At 40.2% G+C, this 7,246-nt stretch carries 7 protein-coding genes; 1 reads left to right on the top strand and 6 read right to left on the bottom strand.

Annotation, left to right across the window (positions count from 1 at the left end; all coding sequences use genetic code 11):
• The first annotated feature begins 182 nt into the window (after positions 1–182).
• Positions 183–584: a GDSL-type esterase/lipase family protein gene (locus tag DXA20_RS15680; protein WP_243100715.1), complete on the top strand. Its 402-nt coding sequence runs from the start codon at positions 183–185 to the stop codon at positions 582–584.
• 98 nt (positions 585–682) lie between these two features.
• On the opposite strand, the gene DXA20_RS15675 is transcribed toward DXA20_RS15680, so the two are convergent.
• From DXA20_RS15675 to DXA20_RS16995, 6 genes are all read right to left on the bottom strand, one after another.
• Positions 683–1,510 carry an alpha/beta hydrolase family protein gene (locus DXA20_RS15675; protein WP_046447383.1) on the bottom strand — a complete coding sequence of 276 codons (828 nt, stop codon included), beginning with the start codon at positions 1,508–1,510 and terminating at the stop codon, positions 683–685.
• A 224-nt stretch (positions 1,511–1,734) separates the two neighbouring features.
• Complete coding sequence (locus tag DXA20_RS18210; RefSeq protein WP_118562041.1) at positions 1,735–1,974, bottom strand: hypothetical protein; 240 nt, start codon at positions 1,972–1,974, stop codon at positions 1,735–1,737.
• A gap of 74 nt (positions 1,975–2,048) precedes the next feature.
• Positions 2,049–2,732, bottom strand: a complete 684-nt coding sequence (locus DXA20_RS15665) for a YczE/YyaS/YitT family protein (RefSeq protein WP_015559621.1) — start codon at positions 2,730–2,732, stop codon at positions 2,049–2,051.
• A gap of 394 nt (positions 2,733–3,126) precedes the next feature.
• A complete protein-coding gene (locus DXA20_RS18745) occupies positions 3,127–3,357 on the bottom strand; it encodes an InlB B-repeat-containing protein (protein ID WP_155219561.1) in 231 nt (76 codons plus the stop codon).
• Positions 3,338–5,980: a M64 family metallopeptidase gene (locus DXA20_RS15655; RefSeq protein WP_243100714.1), complete on the bottom strand. Its 2,643-nt coding sequence runs from the start codon at positions 5,978–5,980 to the stop codon at positions 3,338–3,340. The genes DXA20_RS18745 and DXA20_RS15655 overlap by 20 nt, the downstream gene beginning before the upstream one ends.
• Positions 5,890–7,062: a DUF6273 domain-containing protein gene (locus tag DXA20_RS16995; protein ID WP_243100712.1), complete on the bottom strand. Its 1,173-nt coding sequence runs from the start codon at positions 7,060–7,062 to the stop codon at positions 5,890–5,892. Before DXA20_RS16995 ends, DXA20_RS15655 begins: the two co-directional genes overlap by 91 nt.
• Between the last annotated feature and the right edge of the window lie 184 nt (positions 7,063–7,246).

Below are 7,246 nucleotides of genomic sequence, written 5' to 3'. Positions count from 1 at the left end.
TTTTGAACGCAAAATTATGCAGCATTTTCAAAATTTAGTATACAATAACAAATATGGCAAACATTTCCTGTGTGCTTTTTCATTTTGAAACAAGGTTCACGGATTCAGGAATCCAATTAAATTTTTGTTAATTTTACAGCCGACACATTTAATATTACACGAAGAAGAAAATCTTATTAAATATGCAAAAAGGCTTCTGCCCAAAACAGGGCAAAAGCTTAATAATTATGCGATTTTTAGGTTTAGTTGCAAGCCAAGGGGGACTATTTCATCTGCCCGAAAACACGTTTTTGAAAAAAGTGTTGCAAAAGCGGTTGAACACAAAGATTTTCATATCCGATAAGCCTGAATTTTGCGGCGCAATCGGTGCGGGATTGTTTGCCGTTGACAGCGACAGATTGTTGGAAAGGCTCGAATGTAACGCCTTGAACATAAACCCGAAAAATCTTGTGATTTTATTCGGAACGAATGACATCGGCATAGGAGTTCCGACCGAGTACACCTTGAAAAATATAAAAGAAATTTTGCAAAGAACGCAGACACTTTGCTCGAATACCGCCGTAAAAAGCAGTATTCGGGCATAAAAAAGCCTCGGAACACGAATGTTCCGAGGTGATGGCAGATTATATCAACTGTCAAGTCTTTAAAGGTGGAGATTTGTCCATATGGTATCAGATGAAAATCATTCGTGTTTTGCGGCGAATTCTTTTAATAATTTCATTGCAATGACATCATGCTTTTTCGAAAACATATGCCCTCCGCCATCTATAAAATGAAGTTGCACCCGTTTGGAATCTTGCATTCCGATCGGCATCGTACTTTTATATGCTTCTGCCGCACGTTTGGCATAAGAAACATCTACGATTTTATCCTTTGTACCATGCACGATGCACACCCTGCCGGCGTAGTTCTTAATTTCTGCAAAGGCATCCATTTGCATGACATCCATTGCATAGCAACACCCCAATTTCATCAGTCCGCAGCGGAAAGTATCGGGAACATTTTGCGGATCAAATTTTGCCATCATCATTTTTCCGGCTCTGGCGTCATCCGGGATACACAATGCCGGATAAAACAGGACAAGTTTTTCTATCGGAAAGTTGTTCTTTGCTGCCACCAAAGCAGACACAAAACCGCCCTGACTGCATCCCATCAATAAAATTTTTTCAGAATCTGTATAGGAAAGATTTCTAACATATTCAATGACCGCTTTCAGATCTTTGGTTTCTGTCAGAACAGACATCTCTGTGGTTTTTCCGTCACTTTTTCCACACATAGCAGAACCGCCACAAAAATCAAATGTAAATGCAACATATCCCATTTCAGCCAAAAAAGCCGCATAATGTTTCACACTGTCTTGCCATGCCATAAATCCGTGACATACAATTGCAATCGGAAGATGATCTCCTTTTGGACGGTAGATTGTTCCACGAATCGTCAATCCATCTCTTTTGCATTCAAAAGTGCTTTCTGTAATTCCATCTGATAAAACAGGTTTCTTAAAAATCATAATTTTTCTCCAAATTCAGTGGTATTTTGTTTTTGTTGCATCGGCTATATTTTTAACACTGATTTTGTGTAAATGTTTTAGTCAATAGCTATTTTGCTTGTAATAATCATAAGCACGGGAAACACAAAGGAGCATTCTTTCATGATCGACATATTGTTCTTTGGTTTACTGTTAACTCACACTGTCATAGTATAATAATGCCATTACTTTGTCAATAACTGAAATCATACCTTGTGCTTGAAGTGCTTCAGCCTTTTTAACAACGGCTTCTTTGGTAGGGTAGGGGAAAGAATATCATCAAAGCATTTAAGTACGATCATCGGAAAAATGACTTTCTCTGATAAGTCTGCTGAATAATATTCAGCCATACCTTCAAGTACGTATTCAAGAATTATGCCTTTTGAGCCTTCGCTAATGTTTTCGTTAGCGGATATATCCTTAACTCCGTTTTTTCTATTGTCCATTTTTTACGGACTTGTTCAAAATCGAATTCCATCCTTTTTGTATGTCTTATCACTTTTAGGCTTGTATGAGAATTTTAAGAAATGTTTTTTAAAATCTTTGATTTCTTAACAGTGCTTACGGTTGCCTGAATTATCGGACCGGAGAGCAAAACGGTGGCAATTGTGCAAATTCCGAATTTACCGCCGAGCAAAACGCCGATAATTACCATTATAATATCAAGAACCATTCGTACGATTTTGATTTTCCACCCGTTTTTTTCGGCAAGCGAAAATGTGACTGCTTCATATGAGCCCCTGCCGAAATCAGCGGCGGAGTAAATCCCCGTTCCGAACGAAAATATAGCAATGCCAAGCAGCATTATAACAAAATTAACCGCTTTAATATCTGTATAATGCTGAATTTTTGTGAATACATCTACGAAAAAACTGTAAATGATTTGGTAAAGAATTGTGCCAATATTGATTTGTTTTCTGTCATAGAAAAGGGCAAAAATTATCATTGCCACAGCCACAATAAGCGACGATGTGCCGATTGACATACCTGTCACATTCGTCAGCCCTTGCCACAATATCGCAAGTGTTGCGCCGCCGAAACCTGCGCCTATTGCAAGCGTAATTCCGTATGCGGATATTATTGATCCGATAACGATCATCAGCGTTTTTGTTGCATATTTTTTGAATTTCATATTATCACCTAAAAAAATAAGACTGTAAACTCTGCTGTTGTGTTCAGAAACAGCAAAATTTATAGTCTTCATCAGCCGAGACAGCTTTATTTTTTTGATTATACACCCGAGCTTTTATAAAGTCAACGGTTATAAATATGATTTTCTGTATTCGCTCGGAGTTTTGCTCATTTCAATTCGTGTTACGATTTTGATTTGAGCGATGTCTCTCAAAAGTCTCAGTCATAAATGCCCCCAATCGCACTAAAATGACTTTGAACACTATTCTCTGACGAAGGCGAAGGTGCTTTGTCAAATGTTCTGAGTATTTCTTCAATTTCTTTTTCTTGTTCGTCCATTTGATTTCTCCTTGTTCGATTTCTTTTCGTAAGGAAAAGGCGGCAGCGGAAGCTCCGCTACCGCCATCCTTAAATGGTTAGCTATCTGTTATTTCACAGATTTTCTTTTTTAGTATAAACAGTAGTTGTCACAACTCCGAAGCCGCTGACGAACAGCAGAGCGATCCACAGCCACTCATACTGTTGTCGCCGGTCTGCGGATTCTGAACATCATCCGAAGGCTTGGTGGTATCGTCAGACTTGGTAGGAGCGGCAGGTTTGGTTGCCTTCTGACCTTCTTCGATAGTCTGAGTCGTTACTGCAGAGCCACCGGCAGAATCAAAGGTTACGGTATAGTTTTTATTTCTTTGTTGTAACAGTCTTAGCTTTTGACCAGCCTGAATAAATCCTTATGGATTTGCTGTTAATCTTAACTGTCTTATAGGTGCGAACTCTTACATAATACTTTTTCTTGCCCGAAAGCTTTGAAATTTTCTTTGATACTGTTGTATTCTTGCCTACTGTTACGGTCTTAGCCTTGCTGAATTTACTTGAGGCACTGTACTGTACCTGATAGCCTGTTGTCTGTGTAGCCTGCTTCTTCCACTTTACTGTAAACTTCTTTGAACCTGCTTTAAGTGAGGAAATACTTGTTGCCTTTGGCTTGATTGTGAAATAAAGCGTCTTTGTTCCGCTGTATTTACCCTTAAAGGTAATCTTTACTGCGTACTTGCCAACATACTTTCTGCCTTTTGCATAAGACACAGTATAGTCAGTATTCTTAACAAGTGTCTTTCCTGTTCTGTCCTTAACAATAACCTTAGGTGTTCTAACCTTTCCGTTATATGTTAATGATGTTGCTTTAAGCTTTATGCTTGATGCCTTTGGAATTACTGTCGTTGAAAGAGTTTTCTTACATACCGAACAGTAATTTACTATCTTGCCGTTTGCTGTTGGGGTTGCCTTTGTTACGGTTTGCTTTGTGGTGTGGGCAATCTTAGCAATATTGCCCCAAGATGCAAGGTCGGTTATTTCCTTTGTACCGAGTACATCTTCATAGAACTTGCCACAACCTTCGCACTTGTAGTATGCTTCCTTACCGCCCTCTGTGCAGGTGGCAGTTTTCGCAGCAACCAAAGTCAGATTGTGAGTGTGCGGTACAGTTTTGTAATATCCGCAGGTGTCGCAAACATTGTCAGAACCGTAATCGTGAGCCGCTTCGTCCTTTTTGTCGTGGCAACGAGAACATTCATGCCAGTGGTTAGTATCATCAGACTTCCATTCTGTGCCTGCGGTATGTCCGGGAGCCGGAATCTTCACACTGGTTTTATCGGTAATTTCTACCGATCCTGTTGCATCTGCGAACCACTTGTCACAGCCATCGCAGGTGTAGTATGCGGAATTGCCCGCAGTAGTGCAGGTGGCAGCTTTCGCAGCAACCAAAGTCAGATTGTGAGTGTGTTCTTCGTTTTTATTTTTGTAATAATATGTAACAACCGTTCCGTCCGAAACAATAGGCTTATTCAAGCCGTCAACCTTTATAAATTCATAATCATAAAGTGTTTTTGCCGGTGTTAAATCAAGCTTTGTGCCGTATGGCACGGTAAATGTTCCGCCGGCAGTGTTTGGAATTTCAGAGCCGTCCTCAAATTTATACTGAATTGAAACGGTTGTGTAGCGCTGTGTTTCCGTATTGTCGTCTGCAAGCACATTTCCGTTTTCATCGAGCACCTGAAATGCCACGGTATCGCCGCTCTTAAGCTGTGCATCAGACGGAATTTGATAAATAAGCGAGCAACTCTTTAAGCCTGAATTAAAGTCGCTTTTGATGTGATCCAAAGCACCGAGCGGCCAGAAATTTGCCTTATCATTCCAAACAGGAATGTCAAAGGTTTGTACTGTTTGAAGCGGATTCCCCGATGAATCGGTCGCAACGCTTCCGTCGGAGTGCTTAATCCACATTTTGAATTTTAATTGTCGTGCATTTTTATCTGAAATGTTTTGAATAACAGTTCTAAGCTCGATTTTTTTACCGTTCATATTAGTATTAAATCTGCTTTTGCTGTTGCCGCTCAAAAGTCGGTCATTGCGATTATATGTGTAATTATAATATGAACTTGTTTCAAGGTCGGTAAAATCAGACGGCTTTGAATAGGTGCCCGTATATTCCTTAACCTCGGGAGTTGCAACATAAAGGTCTACATCCTTAACAAGCTGAGACATTCGCTTGAAGCCCTGCAAACGGCAAACCTCACAGAATTGATAGTTTGTGTCTCTCATTATGCACTCATAACTTGAAACAAGCATTTTTGAGCCGTAAGCATTGCGGCAGGTATATGTGTTTCTAAAACCTAAAAGCTGTCGCCATTTTATCTTTTCCGAGTCTTCAACCGAGGAAAGATTGAGTGATTTAAGTTCCTTATCGTCAAGCAAATATCCGTTACTGTATTCATCACCGAGACCGAGCAAACCGTGTCCAAACTCGTGTGCAAAAGTTTTTGACGCACGATAACTGTCTGATGGCGAAATGAAATAATGGAAGCCGTATTCACGGTTATTATAAGCACCGCCGAAATCTGATTTTGTGTTTACAACCATAGCGAACTGAGCAATATAATCGTGAACATAATAATAAGGCTCATATTCCGAACCGGACGGAATTGTGTTTGGATCACACTTTTTTTTGATATGAGCATCGTGAATTTTCTCGATAAATTCAGGACCGATACATCTCTCAAAAATATGATTTTTCCACTGACTTCCGTGGAGATTATTAGAAATAACAGGCGAATTATATTTGTCGACTATAACATCAAAGAAGGTGCTTCCACCATTGTCAAAAGTCGATTCGGAAGCTGTGCAAAGAGCGTAAACATTGAATCTGTCGGCATAACTGCGATACGGTTCATATTTCATAGCGTCCTGCCAAAGTCGTTTGACATCATTGATGAATTTGCCCTGCTGACTTTTTGTGTATCCCTCGCCGCAAACGACAACAACCATATTTTCCGTGTCGCTGCGTGTTTTTTGGATGGTATAAACAGGATGGTAGGATTAGAATATTTTCCGTCATTTGAATACCACGGGCCGAGGGTGAGCTGAATGCTTTGCTCGGTGCTGACATTCCAATCGGGATTTGTGTCCTCGGCAGGTTCCGAAATTGTATAATCATCCTCTTGCTTATTTGGAGCAGAGCCGATATAAGGACTGCTTTGTGAGCCGCTGCCGGAAGTTGTAACAAAATATTCGGAATCGAGATAAAATGCAGGTCTTACGCCCAAATCGGAATACCACGGAGCATAACGACCGACCTGACCCGATGAACTGATATAACGCATATCGTGATTGCAATCGGTAACAGGAGTGCGAAGCCAATAAGGCCAAGCCATACCGTCATTATTATACGCAACATAATAACCTTTGAGATTTTTCCACACGGCATTAGCCTGCTTTACATCAAGAAGAAAAACCTTTTCGGTTGTAGTTTCAAAATATGAACTGTCGTAGTTTGCCACCGCTTCCGAAATATCGGTGTAGTATAACAAATCCGAATTTGCGTCTCCATCAACTATGCCCTTGTTGTATTCGGGATGAGAAACGAGAGAACGCTGGGTAACGGTTTTCATTGCCGCAATTTCAGATTTTGAAAAAGCGTTGAGAAAACCCGCTTTTTCGTTGTACGCTCCCACACCGCTTACATATCCGTCTTTCGGAGGGTTGCCGCAAAGCCAATCGACTTTGCCTTCAGCTGCGGTCGAATTTAACCAAGAACGCATATTGCTGTCTTTCCAATAGTTAGAACCGTAATCATCACGCTTATAGCTTCTGCTGTGTGATTTTGAATTGCTGTTGTCATTTGTTTTGGCATCATATGCAAGGGTGTCAACAATTTTGTCTGCAAGCATAAGCGGTCCGTTATTGTCAATGCTTACACATCGCCAAAGAATTGAGGCATTGTTATACGCGCCCATTTTAACATAGTCGCCAACTTTAATATCGGGCTTTGATGCCGCCTGAATGGTCATCGGCAAAACGGAAATTGCCATGCACAATGCCAAGAATATTGCGGTTATTTTTTTCGTCATTAAGGAAGCTCCTTTATAAGCTATATATTTGCTTTTATTATATTGTAAGGTGTTATATGTGTCAATGAAAATCCACCTTATTCCGTGAAACTTACCATAGTGTTACATCCCTTTTTTTCAGCAATAATACCTGCTGGAAACTGATTTTCGCAATACATTTTATTTCACCCACTAGGTTAAACAA

Origin of the sequence: Roseburia sp. AM59-24XD, assembly GCF_003478445.1 — a bacterium.
Taxonomy (GTDB): Bacteria; Bacillota; Clostridia; order Lachnospirales; family Lachnospiraceae; genus Jutongia.
Note: the sequence above shows the minus strand (reverse complement) of the source record. Positions and strands in the feature narration are given on the sequence as shown.